The sequence below is a fragment of the Streptomyces sp. NPDC094034 genome, from assembly GCF_040303865.1.
In the GTDB taxonomy this organism is placed as follows: Bacteria; Actinomycetota; Actinomycetes; order Streptomycetales; family Streptomycetaceae; genus Streptomyces.
The window spans coordinates 1-1,140 of the sequence record NZ_JBEOUD010000137.1 but is presented as its reverse complement, the minus strand read 5'-3'; the positions used below and the strand labels follow the sequence as shown (position 1 = coordinate 1,140).

At 70.8% G+C, this 1,140-nt stretch carries 2 protein-coding genes; both read right to left on the bottom strand.

The window, feature by feature from the left end; all coding sequences use genetic code 11:
• A partial coding sequence (locus ABTZ59_RS37230; RefSeq protein WP_351426066.1) for an amidohydrolase family protein occupies positions 1–405 on the bottom strand: 405 nt, incomplete at its 3' end.
• Positions 406–419: 14 nt separating this feature from the next.
• The coding region (locus ABTZ59_RS37225; protein WP_351426061.1) for an LLM class flavin-dependent oxidoreductase at positions 420–1,140 on the bottom strand (721 nt) is incomplete at its 5' end.

Sequence of the window (1,140 nt, the reverse complement as noted above, 5' to 3'; positions counted from 1 at the left end):
GTCCCCGAAGGTGTGCCAGTTCCAGGGCGCGCCCTGCTCCAGCGCGACCAGGGACATGCCCTCCACCCTGGACAGCATCCGCCGGGTGTAGTCGGCGTCCTCGGGGCGGCCGGGGTGCAGCGGCGCGAGCGTGAACCCGCAGTTCCCGGCGGCCACGGTCGTCACCCCGTGGCTGAGGGAGGGCGTGGCGTACGGATCCCAGAACAGCTGGGCGTCGTAGTGGGTGTGCGGATCGACGAACCCCGGGGTGAGTACGAGCCCCCGGGCGTCCTCGCCGGTGCGGGCCTCGGCGTCGATCCGGCCGAGGGCGGCGATCCGGCCGTCGCGGATGCCGACGTCGGCCACGTAGGCGGGGCCGCCGGTGCCGTCGACGACGGTGACGTCCTTGATGAGGTGATCGAGCATGCTTCCGGGCCCCCTCAGACCGCCTGCCGGAACCGCGACGTCCGGTGCACCGGGTCCGTGTCGATCTCCGGGATCACGTGCTCGCCGATCAGCCTGATCGTCTGGAGCGTCTCCTCCTTCGGCACCCCCACCGGCAGCCCGAAGCTGAGCTGGTCCGCGCCCGCCTGCCGCCACCGCTCGCACTGCCGCCGCACCTCCGAGGGGTCGCCGCAGATCAGCAGCTCCTCCTCGATCAGCAGCTCCACGAACTCCGGGGTGTACGGGGGCAGCGTCTCGGGCCACACGGGGAAGCCCTCGGGGCGCGGGAACGTGTCGTGGTAGCGGAAGACCAGCGAGGGCAGATAGTGCAGCCCGCCGTTCACCGCGATCCCGATGGCCTCCGCGTGGGTCGGCGCGCAGATCGCCGTCGTCGTCACCATCACGTTGTCGTTGACGAACTCCCCCACCGGCTCGGCGTCCGCGACCGCCGTCTTGTACTGCTCCAGCACCCACTCCATGTCGGCGACCTTCTGGATGCTGAAGCCGAGCACGCCGAGCCCCTTCTTCGCGGCCATGGCGTACGACGCCGGGGACCCGGCCGCGTACCACATCGCCGGGTGCGACGTCCCGTACGGCTTCGGCAGGATCTTGCGCGGCGGGAGCTGCCAGTGCTTGCCCTGGAAGCCCTCGTACTCGTCCTGGAGCCACATCTTCGGGAACTCGGCGATCGTCTCCTCCCAGATCTCCTTGGTGTGG